We start from the raw sequence: 15786 nt of genomic DNA, 5'->3' as shown, positions 1-15786 counted from the left end.
CCAGATGACCATCGGCACCCTGCTCGTAGCCAACCGGGGCGAGATCGCCTGCCGGATCTTCCGCACCTGCCGTGACCTGGGCATCACCACGGTCGCCGTGCACTCCGACGCGGACGCCGACGCCCTGCACGTACGGGAGGCCGACCTCGCCGTACGGCTGCCGGGCGCGGCCCCCGCCGACACGTATCTGCGCGGCGACCTCGTCGTGGCCGCCGCGCTGGCCGCCGGGGCGGACGCCGTGCACCCCGGGTACGGCTTCCTCTCCGAGAACGCCGCCTTCGCCGCCGCCGTGCGGGACGCGGGCCTGGTGTGGGTGGGCCCGCCGGCGAAGGCCATCGAGCTGATGGCGTCCAAGACCCGGGCCAAGGAGCTGATGGCCGGGGCGGGGGTGCCGTTGCTGGCCCCCGTGGACCCGGCGACGGCGGGCCCCGACGAGCTGCCGCTGCTGCTGAAGGCGGCGTCCGGCGGCGGCGGACGCGGTATGCGGATCGTCCGCGAACTCGACGCACTCCCGGGCGAGCTGCTGGCGGCCGCCGCCGAGGCCGCGTCCGCCTTCGGGGACGGCGAGGTCTTCGCCGAGCCGTACGTGGAGCGCGGCCGGCACGTCGAGGTCCAGGTCATGGCGGACGAGCACGGCACGGTGTGGGCGCTCGGCACCCGGGACTGCTCGCTCCAGCGCCGCCACCAGAAGGTCATCGAGGAGTCCCCCGCCCCGGGCCTGGACGACGCCCTGCGCACCCGGCTCCACGAGGCGGCCGTCGCGGCGGCCCGTGCCGTGGGCTACCGGGGCGCGGGGACCGTGGAGTTCCTGGTCTCCGCCGAGGGGCGCCCGTACTTCCTGGAGATGAACACCCGCCTCCAGGTCGAACACCCGGTCACGGAAGCCGTGTTCGGGCTCGACCTGGTCGCCCTGCAACTGCGGGTGGCCGAGGGCGAGCCGCTGGAACCGACGCCCCCGTCGCCGTCGGGCCACGCGGTCGAGGCCCGGCTCTATGCCGAGGACCCCGCCCGCGGCTGGCAGCCGCAGACCGGGGTCCTCCGCGCCCTGGACGTGCCGGAGGGGCCGGGTCTGCGCCTGGACACCGGGTACACCGGCGGCGACACCATCGGCGTGCACTACGACCCGATGCTCGCCAAGGTGATCGCGCACGCCCCGACCCGGGCCGGGGCCGTCCGGCTGCTGGCCCGCGCGCTGGAGCGGGCCCGGATCCACGGCCCGGTCACCAACCGCGACCTGCTCGTACGGTCGTTGCGCCACCCGGACTTCGCGGCGGCGCGCCTGGACACCGGGTTCTACGACCGGCACCTGGCGGCCCTGACCGCCCCGGCCCCCGGCCGGGACCCGGCGACGGCCGCCCTCGCCGCGGCCCTGGCGGCAGCCGTCCGCGCCGCCGCCTCCGGCGGCCCCGCCCCCACCCGCTTCGGGGCCTGGCGCAACGTGGCATCGGGACCGCAGGTCAAGCGCTACCGGAGCGAACCCGGCGGGACCGAGCACGAGGTCGCCTACCGCACCCCGCGCACCGGCGTCCCGGAACCGCACGACGCCCGGGGCGTCCGGGTCCTCGCCGTCACACCGGACCGGGTCGCCCTCGAAGTGGGCGGTGTGGTGCGGCACTTCATGGTCACCGCGGACCGTGACGGCGACCGGGTGTACGTGGACGCCGACGCCGCCTCGTACGCCTTCACCGCCCTGCCCCGCTTCACCGACCCCGCCACGCACACCGAACCGGGCTCCCTGCTCGCCCCGATGCCCGGGACCGTCGTCCGCCTCGCGGAGGGCCTGGCCGCCGGGGCCCCGGTCGAGGCCGGGCAGCCGTTGATCTGGCTGGAGGCGATGAAGATGGAGCACCGCATCCTCGCCCCCGCATCCGGCACCCTCGCCGCCCTGCACGCCGCCCCCGGACTCCAGGTCGAGGTCGGCGCGCTGCTCGCCGTGGTCCAGGAGGACCCGGCCGCCATCCCCGTACCGGAGGAGACCGCATGAGCACCGCACGCACCGCCGTCGGCACGACCCTCGAAACCGAAGAGCACCAGGCCCTGCGCGCCGCCGTCGCCGCCCTCGGCAAGCGGTACGGGCGTGACTACATGACCACCGTCATCCGCGAGGGCAACCACACCGACGAGCTGTGGGCGGAGGCCGCCAAGCTCGGCTACCTCGGGGTGAACCTCCCTGAGGAGTACGGCGGCGGAGGCGGCGGCATGGCCGAACTCTCCATTGTCCTGGAGGAGTTGGGAGCCGCCGGCTCGCCCCTCCTCATGATGATCGTGTCGCCCGCGATCTGCGGCACGGTCATCGCCCGCTTCGGCACCGCCGAACAGAAACGCACCTGGCTGCCGGGCCTCGCCGACGGCAGCCTCACCATGGCCTTCGGCATCACCGAGCCCGACGCCGGCTCCAACTCCCACCGCATCACCACCACCGCCCGCCGCGACGGCACGGGCCCGGGCGCCGACTGGCTGCTCACCGGCCGCAAGGTCTTCGTGTCCGGTGTCGACATAGCCGACGCCACGCTGATCGTCGGCCGCACCGAGGACGCCCGCTCCGGGAAACTCAAACCCTGCCTGTTCATCGTCCCGCGCGACGCCGAGGGTTTCGGCCGGAACCAGATCGACATGGAACTACACGCCCCCGAGAAGCAGTTCGAGCTGTTCCTGGACGACGTACGGCTCCCGGCCGACGCCCTGGTCGGCGACGAGGACGCGGGCCTCCTCCAGCTCTTCGCGGGACTCAACCCCGAACGGATCATGACGGCCGCTTTCGGCATCGGCATGGGCCGCTTCGCGCTCTCCAAGGCCGTCGAGTATGCCCGTACCCGGCAGGTCTGGAAGGCCCCGATCGGCTCCCACCAGGCCATCGCGCACCCCCTGGCCACCGCGCACATCGACCTGGAGCTGTCGCGCCTGATGATGCAGAAGGCGGCCCGGCTGTACGACGAGGGCGACGACGTCGGGGCGGGCGAGGCGGCCAACATGGCGAAATACGCGGCCGGGGAGGCGTGCGTGAAGGCGGTCGACCAGGCCGTGCACACCCTCGGCGGCAACGGCCTGACCCGCGAGTACGGTCTCGCCTCCCTGATCACCGCGTCCCGGGTGGCCCGGATCGCCCCGGTCAGCCGCGAGATGATCCTGAACTACGTCTCGCACCAGACGCTCGGCCTGCCGAAGTCCTACTGAGCCCCGCCCTCCCCGCCCTGGCCCGGCCCGCCCTGGCCCGGTTCGCCACGGCCCGGCCCGAGAGAAGCGCGTCCGACCTCTCCCCATCCCTCCCCCACAGGGGTGATTCTGACCCTCCACACCCGCACGGCGTCCCGCGCCGCCCCTCCCGGGCGGCGCGGGAGACCGCGACGACAGGGGACCGCCATGGTGTTCCGCAGCGAGTACGCAGACGTACCGGCCCTCGACACGCCCATCCACGACGCGGTCCTCGGCGGGGCCGCCGGGTTCGGTGACACCGTCGCCCTGATCGACGGAACGAACGGCGCCTCCCTCACGTACGCCCAGCTCGACGGCTTCCACCGGCGCATCGCCGCCGCGCTCGCCGAGGCCGGTCTCCGCAAGGGCGACGTCCTCGCCCTCCACAGCCCGAACACCATCGCCTACCCGGCGGTCTTCTACGGGGCCACCCGCGCCGGGGCCTCCGTCACCACCGTCCACCCGCTGGCCACACCCGAGGAGTTCGCCAAACAGCTCGCCGACAGCGGGGCGAAGTGGATCGTCACGGTCTCCCCGCTCCTGGCGACGGCCCGCCGCGCGGCCGAACTGACCGGCGGCGTACGGGAGATCTACGTCTGCGACCGGGCGGAGGGCCACCCCTCCATCCTGGACATGCTGTCCTCCACCGCCCCCGTGCCTACGATCGCCATCGACCCGGCCGAGGACGTCGCGGCGCTCCCGTACAGCTCCGGCACGACGGGCACGCCCAAGGGCGTGATGCTCACGCACCGCTCGATCGCGACCAACCTGGAGCAGCTGAGACCGTTCATCCCGATGGGCGAGGGCGACCGCATCCTGGCCGTCCTCCCCTTCTTCCACATCTACGGGTCTAAATGACTGCATGGTGGCCCGATAGTCTGACAACACAACGCGCCCCCGGGACCTATCTTGTCCCGGGGGCGCGTTGCGGCCTTCCTACCGTGTGGGCGCACCGTCCGTGTGGCAGTAGCACGCGCAGTTGCCCGGTCGGCCGCACTCCAGGTGTACGGCCGGCCGATTGGCCAGTGTCGCGGCCCGGCAGTGCGGCCCCGTGGGCATCCCGGAGTCCGCACCGACCCTGACGGAAATCGCGCCGTCCGCCCCGCCCCCCCGGTGATCGCGGGTGATGTCCCGCGCCACCCTCGCCAGCTGGGAGAGCCGGGAGCCGTACGGGCACGGCCGTTCGGCCCGGCAGGTCTCGCACTGCGCCGTGTGGTCTATCACCGCCCGGTACAGAACCATGTCGTCCGTCACGATGGCCCACTGTGTGGCCGACCGGGTCACCACGTCACCGCCGCCCACACGCATTTCCCGCCGTCGCGGTCTGCGGCCCCCCATGCGGCGGCCATGAGCGATACGAGCAGCAGCCCGCGCCCCCGCTCGGCGAGGGACGACAGAGGCCGGATGTACGGCAGGGTCGGGCACTCGTCGTGCACCTCGACCCTCGTACGCCCCGGCCTGGCATCGACAACCACCCGAATGGACGTACCGGCCAGCCTCGCGCCGTACCGGACGGCGTTCGTCGCCAGCTCGGACGCCAGCAGCTCCAGAGTGCCGAGGGCGCCCTCGGGAGTCTCCGGCTCCTGGTAGCTCGCGGCCTCGCGGACGAAGCGGCGGGCGGCTCGGACCGACTGCGGCTCAGCCGCAAGGATCAGCTGTGGCGGCACCAAGGGGGGCCCGTCTGCCCCTAGCGGCGGTAACACGCGTGCACCCATGGTCATCATGCTGACCCCTTACTCCCGGGCGTTTTCAGGCCCGGGTGACTTTCTCCGGCTGTAAACGACACCGTCAGAGTGCCGCGCATACAGTGATCCATGCAAGTGTCGTAGGGATGAAATGTAAATTTGCATATGCCCGTGAGAATGCGTGTAGGCGGAGGTGGCCGAGGTGACACACCAGGGTGCGGGGCGGCAAACTGGTCGCGACCACATTCGAGAGGCGGCGATGGTGAGCGCACCGACAGTGCGACGGCGGCAGCTCGGCCGCACCCTCCGCGCCATGCGCGAGCAGCGAGGCTTGAAGCAAGAGGACATCGCGACGGCGTCCGGCGGACGGCTCAACGGCGCCAAAATCTCGCGTATCGAGACGGCGAAAACCGCCGCGAGCGCGGGTGACGTCGCGACCATCCTCGACGCGCTCGGGGTGACTGACGAATCACTCCGCAGCAGCCTGCTGAAACTGACGCGCGAAGGGGCACGCCGCGGGTGGTGGCAGTCGTATCGGAACGTGCTCTCGCCCGCATACGAGGATCTGATCAGCCTGGAGAGCGAGGCCGACCAGATCAGCACGTGGCAGCCGTCCGTCATCCCCGGGCTGCTCCAGACTGGCGAGTACGCCCGGCAGATAATCGCTGCAACCGCCATGAGTGCAGCCGTCGAGGACCGCGTAGACGCGCTCGTTGAGGTCCGTCTCGCTCGGCAGTCTGTGTTGACCCGCGAGGATCCGCTCACTCTGTGGGCAATCATCGGCGAGTCGGCCCTACGAACGCAGTGCTCAGACGACCGGATCATGCATGACCAGCTGGGACGGCTACTCGCCCTTGCTGCCCGACCGACCATCACAGTCCAGGTGCTGCCGTCCGCCGCCGCCCCGCACGTCGGGCAAATGGGGGCCTGGTCGATCCTCGGCTACGGTGCGCACGCTGACCTCTCCGTCGTGCATGTGGAGAGCCTGACCAGCGCTCTGTACGTCGAGGAGCGCGACGACGTAGCCATGTATCAGGACGCTGCCGAGCAGCTGCGCGCGGCGGCGCTGTCTACCGGTAAATCGGTGGACATGATCAGAGAGATAAGGGACAAGAAATGACCACCATCCCGAATTCGTCGAGTCTCCCTGTCACCTGGTGGAAGTCCTCCGCGTCCGGTGCACAGTCGGACTGTGTGGAGTGCGGCCTCCTCGACGGCGGCGTTGCCGTCCGCGACAGCAAGCACCCGCACGGCCCGGCCATCGTCTTCAGCCGTGACGCCTTGGCGGTCATGGTCGGCGCGGTCGCCGACGGCGCCCTGTAGCACCCCCGGACACGACGAAACCGCCCCCTCCCGCACTACGCGGGAGGGGGCGCGGTTACTTCTGGGCCAGCTGCCACAGGGTCAGGGCGAGGCCGATCACGGCGACCAGGGCGGCGATGCTGGGCAGGGGCCACCGGGCGCGTTCGAGGGCGTCGAGGCGCTGTTCGTGGTCGGTCAGGGTGCGGTCGGTCTGGTCGGTGCGCTGAGCGACAAGGGCCAGGCTGCCGTTGACCGTCGCGAATCCGGTCTCCATCGTGCCGCGCAGCTTCTCAAGCTCGACGGCGACGGCGGCCGGGTCGGACGGGGTAGGGATGCTCACGGGCGCCCGTCCTCGACCAGGCCGAGCCCGACGCGGTCGAGCAGCTGCTCCACCGCAGGGAGCGCCATGACCCGGGCGAGGCCGGCCGCGACGGCGAGGGCCCCGGCGACCCACGGCAGGGACTCGGGGATGCCGGATGCGGCGACGATCGCGGGGAGCGCGACCGCGACACCAACGGCAGCCTGGATGGCGGTGCGGATCGTGCGCCTGGTGCTGGTCTTCATACTGTTCACTTCTTCCGGTTGGCGATGGTGTGGAGTGCGGCCCATCCGCGGGGGCCGATGGCGGGGTCATAGTGCAGGCCCCGGGCCCTGTACGCGGGGTGCGCCTGGTGGAAGCGGGCGACGGCGGCCTGTGTGGCGGGCCCGTACGAGTCGGCCTCGGGGATGCCCTTGGACATGAACCCGGCCGTCTTTAGCGCGCGCTGAAGGGGCTTCGCCGACGGCGTCTTGCGGCCCGGCGCGAGACCCGCCGGGAACTTCGGCGGCGCGTACGGCTTCGGCTTCGGCGCGGTCGGCTTGGGCTTCGAGGGGGTGCTCGGCGCGGTCGGCTCGTCGAGCTTCAGCAGCTCCGCGACGCGGGCCCGGATACGCGCCATAGTCAACTCGGGCCCGCCCGGCTTGCCGATCGGCCCGCGCGGGTCGATCTTGCCCGGCTGCCACTCGGAGTGGCCGACCACGGACGCCGCACCCCACCCGTGCGCCCGGCAGATACCGGCCGCCGCGCGGGCGATTGCCTCAACCTGCTCGGCCGGCCACGGGTCGCGGCCGTCGCCGAGGTTGACGCACTCGAAGCCGTAGAAATGCCGGTTGCCGTCGGTGTTGGCCTCGTTGTCCGGGGGGAGCGCCTTCTCGGCGATGACGGCGCGCAGAACGTCGTCGTCGCCGAGCCCGGCGTGATTCGCCCGGCCGTTCCCCACGAGGTGTACGGACCCGTCCTTGGCGATGACGCCGTGACAGAGCGGGCCCGGCAGGCTGCTGTGCCCGTCCTTGCACAGCCGTACGGACGCGGCGGTGCCGGTGGTCACGGTGTGGTGGATCATCACGCCGTGGGTCGGCCCCCACGGGCCCTTGTGGTTGCGGCTACGGGTGCGCCATCCGTCGACCTCGACGACGTGAACGCCCTCGCCCTGGATGGCGTCGAGCAGCCGGGAGGCAGTGAGCGGTGTGGCCATGAGGGGTGTCTCCAGACATGTAAAAGGCCCCGGCAGGATCGGCGCGGGGCGGCGGCGGTGCGGTGGTCAGGTGGGCATGCGGGCAGTCCAGTGGATCGGCACGCCCGACCACGTGTCGGGGCCCTCGGCTGCGTCCGTGATCAGGACGAACAGCGTCCAGCCGGTGGCAGTGACGTTGATCGCGCGGGCCTCAAACCGACCTGTGGTCCCCGCACCCGACGCGATTTCCACATCCATGACCGGAGCCACCGGAAACGGGTCAGGAAACGTCTGATTCAGCAGGTACGACGCCAGGTTGGTGAAGGACACGAGCAGGACGCCTGCTTGGTAGTCCTTGGCGTTGAGTCGGGCGTCCGTGATGCGCATGCCGGGTCGCCACAGGGTGGCGGGTACTGCCATGGGTGCCTCCTACAGGGCGACGATGGTGGGGTGGGCGAGCCGCACGTCCGTGCCGGCGGCGTGACCCTTGCGGACGCCGTTGACGGCGCGGGCTACCGCCATCGCCTGCGGTCCGACATGCAGGCCTGCAAAGTGCATGGCGTAGGGCGGGGTGTTGGTGGTGCTGCCCCCGATGAATCCGCGGAGCCCGACGGAGGCGGGGGCAACAAGATCCGTGTCCGTGGCAGTCACCTGCCACGCGGTCGGCTCCGGGGCGGAGCGCAGCCACGTGCGGGCCATCAGGGTGCTGCCCTGTACCGCGAGCCGCACCCGGTACCAGACGCCGGGGGCGTGCGTCATGCCCGTTGGGTACGACGCGAGGAGAGTTTCCGATCCGACGCGTTTACGGAGGGTCAGAGACATGGCGCCGGTAGACCCGATCTGCACTCGGGCGAAGTACATGTGCGTGCCGTCTGCGTACCGCACCACCGGGTAGACGTATGCGCTGTCTCCGGCGGGACCGACGGGCAGCATGTAGTCCACCGTCATGTCCACATCCGGTGTGCTGACCGGTACGACGGCAGCGAGGAAGACGCCCGGTGGGAGCAGGATCCGCCCGGTGCCGGATGCCACGGCGTATCCGGAGGCTGCGCCCCCGTCCGTCACCCATGTCTGCCCGGAGTCGGCGACCCCCCACCCCCCGGTGACAGTCCGGGCAAAAGTATCCTCGGCGACGCCCGTAATCCCGGTGCACGTGGAAACTTCACCGCCCGCGACCACGTCGAACGAGAACTCGGCCGGGTACTCCGCGCTGGTGATCCAGTCGCGGCCCGCCGTCACGGTGATCGGCCACGCCGTAGCGTCTGCCGATACCGGGGCGGCGAGCACCGTGCCGGAGGTGTCCACCCGGCCGCGCACCGTATCGCCGACCACACCGACCGCGTACGGCCCGGCCGGTGTGCAGCCGAGGGTGAGCACCCACGCCCGGGGGCGCGGCTCGTGCTCGATCCGCCGCACGATCAGGTCGAGCGGGCCCGGCCCGGTGTACATGGGCGGATTTGTGATCCGTACGAGGTCCCCGACGCGCAGCCGGAGCGCGGCCGGGATCAACTCCGGCCGCCGGTGGAGCTCGACGCGGACCGTCGGGTACCGGGCCTCATCCCACGTGCCCAGGTGGGCCCGCCACCCGGCGATCGGGCGGGCCTGGTCGTCGCTGCCGAGCGACAGCGTCACCGCCTCCTCGTACGCGCCGATACCTCCCTCCTCCGGCGGGCGGGCGCTGTTGGGGCCCTCCTCGACGACAACGCGGGCAGACGAGCCGCCCGCCCGCGTCACGGTCACATCGTTCGGCCGGTCGGCGTCGTCCTCGGCAGGCTCCAGAGGCGGCGAGACCTGGCCGGCCGCGTAGTCGAGGACGAGCGTCGGTTCCTGGTTGTAGAGGGTGGCCCGGTCCCGGTAGACGAGCCCGAGCCGGTCCATCGTCTCCGCCAGAATTCCGGCGTCGGTGTCGACGACCTCGCCGAGCAGCGTCAGCAGCTCCGCGCGCCCCTGCGGGCCCATTCGCTCGGCCGGGGTGCCGATATCGCCGTCCCGCGCCGAGAGCCGCAGGAGCGGTTCCTCGACGGCCAGGCGGCGGACGCGGTCGACGGCCGACTCGCGGGCGTATCCGCCGTCGGCACCGTCATAGATCGTCACGCCAGGCGCGGCGATCGTGCCGTCAGGGGTACCGGGGACGCTGAATGCGGCGAGGTGGCCGACGCTCATCCCCTGCGTGGCCCCGCCCCAGTTACCGACCACGGCCGCGGCGGTCCCCATGGTTCCGCTGTACGTGGTCGAGGCCCGCCACCGGCCACCGTTCGTGATGTCCCGCCACGCGGCGGCGAGACGTGTTTGTCCACCACCGATGTCCGTGACATAGATGGCAAGCCGATTCCAGACCGCGGCAAAGTCTGTAATGGCGGCTGCGGTAGTGAAGTCGAAGAACGCGAGCGTTTCGCCGTCCGCGTTCCGCGCCTCGACCCGGATAGCGGAAGTCGAGGCGAACACGTGCGCCGACCGCGCCGCAGACCCGCTGATGGTCACCCGCAGGATCTCGGTCAGCACGACAGGCAGTGTCGGCAGCCGGTAGACCATCTCGACATGCCACCCCGGGGCCGGGGCCGCGGGGACCGTTGCGGACATGGACGCGACCGCGTCGAGTGTCGGCAGCGGAGCCGACCCGGGCAGGCTGTCGTCAGCAGCCATCGCCATGCCGGAGACGCGTAGCGGTCGGGCCCCGGGGGTGGGGGAGTAGAGCGTCGCCGACCCCTCCGCGTCCTCCATGGGCCAGTACGCCAGCAGGCCCCGAGCGCCGGGAATGCGGCGGCGGAGAGTGGACTCCAGTGGGCGCCGCCCTTGGCCGAGCCGCCGCAGGATGCCCGCGGCCTGTACTGGCGTGTAGGCGTCCTCCCCGGACCCGGTCCACCGCGCGGGCCAGTCAGGCACCTCGCCCACGAACAGCGGCTCACGACGGCTGACCACGGCCGCGCCGGTCAGCGACCACACCCGGCCGGCCGCGTCCGTCACACCCGCGGCCCCGTCCTCCAAGCCGGTGAAGTCCGGGCCCGCGAGCACCGCGCCGCCGATGCCCGACCGGACCTCAGCCCGGTGCAGGCGTCCGGCCATCGCGATGCCCGGGTAGGGCAGGCCGAGCATGGTCCCCAGCACGAGCGGAGTCGTCGGGTTGGCGACGCCCGTGGTGCCCGCGCTCACGACCGGGGAGCCGATGACCGCCCACGGGCCCGCCATCGTGGGCCCGGCGTAGAAGGTCGCCGTGTTGCCGCCCGCGCCGTTGTCCACGTCGAGGACCGCGCGCACGCACAGGCGCCCGCCCCGGCCGTCGACCGGGGCGGTACTCACCGCGGCCCGCGTGCCGGCCGACGTACCGGTTGCCGACCACGCGAGTTCCAGCTCACCGCCGAGAAGCACGGACAGCCGGAAGCCGACCGCCGCCGTCCCCTCCCACCGAGAGATGATCGGCCAGACCCGCCCGTACACCACCCAGTCGTCCGGGGTGATCTCCGCCCGGAGGTCGAGGTCACCGGGCGTGGCGAGCGCGGCCGAGTGCGGCGTCGAGGCGTGCCCGCCGTCGAGGCGGAGCCACGATTCCTCGGCCGGGACCGTGATGTGGAGCCGAGCGTTACGGAGCAGCTGCCCGTGATACTCGCCGAGCGGGTTGCGGGGGCTGTACTTCCCGTTCTTGTTGTTGAGCAGGAGAGCGCAGCTTGCCGGGTCCGGCTGCGCCCCTTCGTTCGCCGTGCCGTGCACGATCCGGATCGGCTCCCGCGTGTAGATGTCCTTGGTGATGTCCACCCAGGAGCCGCCGAGCATCAGCTCGCCCCGCAGGCCGAGCGGAGTCTCAGGGAACGCCACGGCGCCCTCCTTCCTACGTCGTCTTCTTGCCCGCGAGCACGAGCTGAACGTCCCCACCGCGCACGCGAATCGCGTGCCGCAGCTCTTCCAGAAGCAGGTCATCCCGGCGCGAGCCGGACGATCGAATCTCGATCACCGTGCGGCCCGGGGCGGACCCGCCGCCCCCCGCGCCGTACGAGCCCGCAGCGGCCCCCGTGGGGACCGGCACGGCCGACGGATCGACCAGGGCCGACAGGGACCGGTCGACAGCCGCACGCTCGCCGTCGATACCCCGCACGAGCCCCTGCGGAATGAAACGGCCGATCGCCGCCATAACCCGCGACGGGGACTTGATTCCGAGCGCCTGCCGAATTGCTTTCTGCATTCCGGTGGCGATCTTCAGCATTTGACGCTCAATGGACTTCTGTTCGTTCTGAAGTCCACGAACAAGGCCCCGTGCAGCCTGAATACCAGCGCCGTACATGGCGTCACCGGCAGTATTGCCAGCAGCGCCAGCAGCCTTGACCAATGCCGCCTGTTGTCCGTTGATCTGCTTTACCTGAGCGGCCGAAGCGTTTGCCAGAACAGCGGCCGAGGCCGCGCCCTGTTCGACGCCAGCCGTCGCAATCTGTGCGATCAGGTCGGCGCGCACACCCTTTTTCTTGAGCGCCGCGAGTTGCTTAGCGAAAAGCTGTGCTTGCGCCACTCGTGCGGTAAGGGTGTTGATGATCGTGTCCGCCGTGGCGGGCCCGTCCATCGCCGTGATGTTCCCGGATTCGAGAACGCCCTGCCGGACATCGGCAGACAGTTTGTCGCGTGCCTCGATCTGGCTCGCGAGCCGTTTTTGCGCGGACTTGAGTTGAGCGGCAACCTTGGTTTCCCGGTTCGCCAGCGCCAACAGTTTCTTGCTGTCGGAGCTGATTTTCCCGAGCGCCTTCGACCGCTTCTTACCTGGTCGTAGGCCGTCGGTGACCATGTCCGCAGCCTTCGCGGCGGCGGCCCTGATCTGCTTACTAGAGCCCAGCAGACCGTCAATGAGGCCGCGAGCCACCCAGCGACCTTGCGCCTTGGTCACACGGGACGGGGACCGAATCCCCAAGGCCTTCGCGATCGGCCCCGGAATGGCCGACTTAGCCCACCCCATGATTTTGGATTTGATCCACCCGGACATTCCCTGAATGCCGCCCCAAAGGCCCTGCACGACATTCTTACCCTTGTCGTACAGGAGGCTATTCAGGGAGCCGATACCGCGACTGATGCGCCCCGGCAGGCCCTTCACCCAATTGACGAGTTGGCCGCCCTTGGTGGCGACACCGGTTTTGATGGCGTCCCAGTGGCGGAGGAAAATCCCGACCAGGCTCCACTTGATGAAGAACTCGACGATCGCGCCGCCAATGGATTTGATGTGCCCCCATATCCATTCCCACGCGGCGGAAGTCCACTTTTTGATCTTGTCCCAGTTTTTCCAGATGAGAATTCCGAGACCGATCAATGCGGCGATCACCCAGCCCACAGGGCCCATCGCGATTACCCAGGCAGCAGCCATCCGTGCGCCCTGAATGAGGGACTGGACGCCCATGAGGAGCCAGGCCCCGACCACCCGCGCACCGGCAGCCACCTGAGTGCCGGCCGACGCCAGAGACGACGCTCCGGTCATCACCCACGCGGCGACCGTACGAGTAGCCGCGACCGTGGCTGTCACGCCCATAAGGATCAGCACCGGAACCAACGCGCCCCCGACCACACCGGCCAGCACCTGCAACGTTCCAGAATTCCGCTGCGCCCACTGACCGAATTGCATCAGCGCCGGGACGACCTGGCCACCGATCAGATTCACTACGCCCTGCTGCATTCCGCGCTGGAACTGCTGAAGCCGCACGCCCGCATTGTCGCGTAGAGAGTCACCTGTCTTGTCGGACGCGCCCTTGAATTTGCCGAGTGCGGCAACTGCTTTCGACGGGTCGAGAGCTAGAAGCGCCTTCTGCATATCCTCGGATTTGGTGCCAAAAAGCTCGGCCGCAGCAGCATCACGCTTAACGGGATCTTCCATCGCCCGCAACTTGTCGAGCGTCATTTGCAGGGCTTTCGTGGCCTCTGGCCCGCCCTTGGAAATCATTTTGATCATTTGGCCGGAATTCAGCCCGATGTCTTTGAAGCCGCCGACCATTTTTTCTGACCCGGCTACGGCCTCGATCGTGAATTCCTTTAGAGCGTCGGCGACCACGTCGGTATCGCGCGCGCCCGCCTTCATGCCCTGCGACATCAGTCCCGTGGTGGTCTGCACATCCAGGCCCAGACGCTGAAAAATGACGGAATACTCGTTGAAGGTATCCATCACGTCATCGGCGCGCGGGCCCATTTCCTGCATGCCCTTGGTGATAACGTCCAGGGCGGTTTTCGCATTCGGGGCCAGACCAGTTTTCATGATCTGCCCGACAGCATTTGCGGACTGGCCGAGGTCCAGTTCGAAAGTCGACGCAAGGTCAGAGACCTTCGTGCTGATCGCCTGAATCTGCTTATCCGTCGCACCGGTCGGAAGAAGCCCCGCCCGCATCGTCACGGAAATCGCGTCAGCAGCGGTCTGGAAATCAGCCGTCACCGCGTCCGCGTACATACGCCCGGCGATCTGCCCGTACTTCTGCGCCACAGCCGGAGTCGCCCCCAGCTGCGCCCCCAGACGACCCGTGATCTGCGTCTGTTCGAGGTGCTGCGCGATGCCCTGCATGAGCACCGCGCCCGCCGCGACACCGGCCGCAGCAGCAGCCATCTGGATACGGGAGAACCCGCCCTCGACGACGATCACCGCCTCGTCGGCGCCATCCTCGGCACCGCGCCGCAACCCGCCACCGAGCGCGTCCCCCGCCGCCTGGCCGACGCGGCGGCCGGCCGCGACGAACCGCCCGCGGCTGTCCCGGATCGACCCGTCAGCCGCCCGTACCAGCCCCGCGCCGAGCGCCTGCCCGGCAGCCTGCCCGGCGCCCTCCGAGTCCCGCGTCATCTGCTGCCCAGACGTACGGAGAGCACCCTCCGCGCGCCGAAGCGCGGGACGGACCTCCCCGTCGTCCATCGTGATGTACCCGGTCAACTCCCCAACAGTGAGCGCCATTTACCGCCCCCGTTTCTGCCCGGAATCGGGCGGTGCGAAGGTGCGGTGCACTCGACACTCAGTGGAGAGCAGACCGGTGATGCGGAGCCGGAGCCAGCGCCACGAGCGCTCGTCCAACACACCGGATTCGGCGTCGATGCCGTAGACCTCGTGGAGGTCGGCCTCGATCAGCTCCCACCGGTCCAGCAGGGCATCCCACGTCAGTGAGACGCCGCCTTGGCCTTGGCCTTGCCCTTGGCCTTGGCCGAGCCCGCCTTCGTACCACTCGTAGAGCCCGGTGTCCGGGTCGTACTCCCCGCACCCTTTGCCGAGGAGCCGCGCGACGCCAACCGCCTGGTCTCCCGGTTCGGCGCTTTTCCCGGGGCGGTCCCCGTGGCCCAGTACGCGGCTGCGGTCTCGCGGTCGGCGGTGATCCACATCATGGCCGTAAGCGCCACGTGCCGAAACGCGGTCCAGGACACGTCGTCGAGCAGCTGCTCGTACGTCGAGCCGAGACACATCCGGTAGAGGTCCAGCTCCTCGTCATCGTCGAGGACGGGGGCCGTCGGTGCCTTGCCCCCGGCGGCGAGCCGTGCGGCCAGGGTGGTGATGCGCTCGATCTTGACCCCGTTCCGGGCGGACGGGCCGGTGATCCTGTACGTGCGGGTCTCGCCGTCCTCACCTGTGACGGGCAGTTCGAGGGCGTCGTCGAGGAAGTCGCCGAGTGCGGCGAAGTCGCCGCTCACGGGGTCACGACAACGGGGTTGTCGATCGGCAGGAGCGGGCCGTCACCCGTGAGGGTCACCTCGACCTGATCCAGCGCCGTGTACTCCCCGCCGGACGGGGCCCACGTCACCAGGGCACGACCCTCGTATGCCTCGGGGAGGCCGCGCCGGTCCATGTACCGGACATGGACGCGGGACGCCTCACCGTACGCGTACGACGCCAAGCGCAGTTCCTCGTGCACCGGGTTGTACGTCTTCGCGGTCTCGGTGATCCGACGGTTGATGGTGAGCGACAGCTCCCACGACTGGCCGGTCTTGGTGTTCCCGGCCCATCCGTCGCTGTCGTAGTCGGAACTGTCCTCGATGTTCGGTTCGGCGGCCGGCTGGAAGGAGGTGATGCCGGGGCAGACCTTCCAGTCGGGAACCGCGGCGCTGCCGACGTTGACCTCGATCCGCCACCGGCGGGCGAGCGCGACAACATCCGGCTCAACAGGTGTACTCATGTGGGCTGTTCC

At 70.2% G+C, this 15786-nt stretch carries 13 protein-coding genes and 1 pseudogene; 5 read left to right on the top strand and 9 right to left on the bottom strand.

The features are described 5' to 3' along the window. Window positions 1-4 precede the first annotated feature (4 nt). From AB0F29_RS24165 to AB0F29_RS24155, 3 genes and pseudogenes are all read left to right on the top strand, one after another. Entirely contained in the window at window positions 5-1984 is a 1980-nt protein-coding gene (locus AB0F29_RS24165) for a biotin carboxylase N-terminal domain-containing protein (protein ID WP_361875428.1), read from the top strand. Continuing rightward, a complete protein-coding gene (locus AB0F29_RS24160; RefSeq protein WP_361875425.1) occupies window positions 1981-3174 on the top strand; it encodes an acyl-CoA dehydrogenase family protein in 1194 nt (397 codons plus the stop codon). Before AB0F29_RS24165 ends, AB0F29_RS24160 begins: the two co-directional genes overlap by 4 nt. 186 nt (window positions 3175-3360) lie before the next feature. Continuing rightward, a pseudogene (locus AB0F29_RS24155) lies at window positions 3361-4158 on the top strand (AMP-binding protein); the annotation flags it as partial. 314 nt (window positions 4159-4472) lie between these two features. On the opposite strand, the gene AB0F29_RS24150 reads toward AB0F29_RS24155, so the two are convergent. Continuing rightward, the gene (locus AB0F29_RS24150; RefSeq protein WP_361875773.1) at window positions 4473-4859 is read right to left on the bottom strand and encodes an ATP-binding protein; all 387 of its coding nucleotides are present in this window, start codon (window positions 4857-4859) and stop codon (window positions 4473-4475) included. 277 nt (window positions 4860-5136) lie between these two features. Between AB0F29_RS24150 and AB0F29_RS24145 the strand changes: the two genes are divergently transcribed. Beyond that, entirely contained in the window at window positions 5137-5997 is an 861-nt protein-coding gene (locus tag AB0F29_RS24145; RefSeq protein ID WP_361875770.1) for a helix-turn-helix transcriptional regulator, read from the top strand. Continuing rightward, the gene (locus AB0F29_RS24140; RefSeq protein ID WP_361875422.1) at window positions 5994-6200 is read left to right on the top strand and encodes a DUF397 domain-containing protein; all 207 of its coding nucleotides are present in this window, start codon (window positions 5994-5996) and stop codon (window positions 6198-6200) included. The genes AB0F29_RS24145 and AB0F29_RS24140 overlap by 4 nt, the downstream gene beginning before the upstream one ends. Window positions 6201-6255: 55 nt before the next feature. On the opposite strand, the gene AB0F29_RS24135 is transcribed toward AB0F29_RS24140, so the two are convergent. The 8 genes from AB0F29_RS24135 to AB0F29_RS24100 all read right to left on the bottom strand — a co-directional run bounded on the left by AB0F29_RS24135 (window position 6256) and on the right by AB0F29_RS24100 (window position 15774). Then, entirely contained in the window at window positions 6256-6519 is a 264-nt protein-coding gene (locus tag AB0F29_RS24135) for a hypothetical protein (RefSeq protein ID WP_361875419.1), read from the bottom strand. Beyond that, entirely contained in the window at window positions 6516-6743 is a 228-nt protein-coding gene (locus AB0F29_RS24130; RefSeq protein ID WP_361875416.1) for a hypothetical protein, read from the bottom strand. The genes AB0F29_RS24135 and AB0F29_RS24130 overlap by 4 nt, the downstream gene beginning before the upstream one ends. Window positions 6744-6748: 5 nt before the next feature. After that, window positions 6749-7693, bottom strand: a complete 945-nt coding sequence (locus AB0F29_RS24125) for an N-acetylmuramoyl-L-alanine amidase (RefSeq protein WP_361875413.1) — start codon at window positions 7691-7693, stop codon at window positions 6749-6751. Window positions 7694-7759: 66 nt separating this feature from the next. Beyond that, entirely contained in the window at window positions 7760-8092 is a 333-nt protein-coding gene (locus AB0F29_RS24120; RefSeq protein WP_361875410.1) for a hypothetical protein, read from the bottom strand. A gap of 9 nt (window positions 8093-8101) precedes the next feature. Further along, entirely contained in the window at window positions 8102-11482 is a 3381-nt protein-coding gene (locus AB0F29_RS24115; protein WP_361875407.1) for a hypothetical protein, read from the bottom strand. Window positions 11483-11495: 13 nt separating this feature from the next. Continuing rightward, window positions 11496-14567: a phage tail tape measure protein gene (locus AB0F29_RS24110; RefSeq protein ID WP_361875405.1), complete on the bottom strand. Its 3072-nt coding sequence runs from the start codon at window positions 14565-14567 to the stop codon at window positions 11496-11498. Between the two features lie 200 nt (window positions 14568-14767). Continuing rightward, window positions 14768-15292, bottom strand: a complete 525-nt coding sequence (locus AB0F29_RS24105; RefSeq protein WP_361875402.1) for a hypothetical protein — start codon at window positions 15290-15292, stop codon at window positions 14768-14770. Continuing rightward, window positions 15289-15774 (bottom strand): hypothetical protein, encoded by a 486-nt coding sequence (locus AB0F29_RS24100; RefSeq protein WP_361875399.1) that lies wholly within the window; start codon window positions 15772-15774, stop codon window positions 15289-15291. Before AB0F29_RS24100 ends, AB0F29_RS24105 begins: the two co-directional genes overlap by 4 nt. Between the last annotated feature and the right edge of the window lie 12 nt (window positions 15775-15786).

The sequence above is a fragment of the Streptomyces sp. NPDC026589 genome (assembly GCF_040638385.1).
Taxonomy (GTDB): Bacteria; Actinomycetota; Actinomycetes; order Streptomycetales; family Streptomycetaceae; genus Streptomyces.
This window is presented reverse-complemented; position numbering and strand designations above follow the sequence as displayed.